Source organism: Sedimenticola sp. (genome assembly GCF_050289425.1).
Taxonomy (GTDB): Bacteria; Pseudomonadota; Gammaproteobacteria; order Chromatiales; family Chromatiaceae; genus Sedimenticola.
In genome coordinates this window covers 1-527 of sequence record NZ_JBNKFS010000093.1, presented here as the reverse complement: position 1 = coordinate 527, position 527 = coordinate 1, and the positions used below count along the sequence as shown (strand labels likewise).

At 55.4% G+C, this 527-nt stretch carries 1 protein-coding gene; it reads left to right on the top strand.

The window, feature by feature from the left end; genetic code table 11:
- Positions 1 to 210 precede the first annotated feature (210 nt).
- Positions 211 to 486, top strand: coding sequence for a hypothetical protein (locus ACQY5R_RS18340; protein WP_428610728.1), 276 nt, complete (start codon positions 211 to 213; stop codon positions 484 to 486).
- Positions 487 to 527 lie beyond the last annotated feature (41 nt).

The window sequence follows — 527 nt, the reverse complement described above, 5'->3', positions numbered from 1 at the left end:
GGCAGCGGAGTAGGACAGGGTCCCAGAGGCAGAGGCAGAGATCAAGACAGAAGCCGGGACCAGTTCACAGCGGTTGCTAAACCAGACCATCCGGTTTCGTCAGGTTCAGGACAGAGGGGTACATCGAGGACTACCATGTCCAGGATGGCTCCAGCACCTCGTTGGTGTCCTCTAGGCCTCACACCCAGCCATAGGAGGAAGATCCAGTGGATGAGGGTGCAGAAGATGAGAAAAGGGGTGGCCGAGAAGAAGAGAGATGAGTACATCAAAATCATCTACCCGGTGATCCCGACAAAGCAAGAGTGGAGGGTGAAGGAGAAGGCCAACACCCCTGCATTCACGGCCTCTAACCATGACATGGACCTGCTGGACGATGACGAGTCTCCGTTGATCAAGGATGGGTGTCTGCCACCAACCGGCATGGACATCAACATGGTGTTCACACTGCTGGCCGAGTTCAAGGTTGTTGAGGAGGAGGTCGCTTAGATGTGTCTCAGCCCCAAGGAGGCCGTATTCAGATCGGAAGA

Coding starts and splice junctions, on each gene's coding strand:
- ACQY5R_RS18340 (WP_428610728.1), top strand. CDS start 211: ATGAGGGTGCAGAAGATGAGAAAAGGGGTGGCCGAGAAGAAGAGAGAT.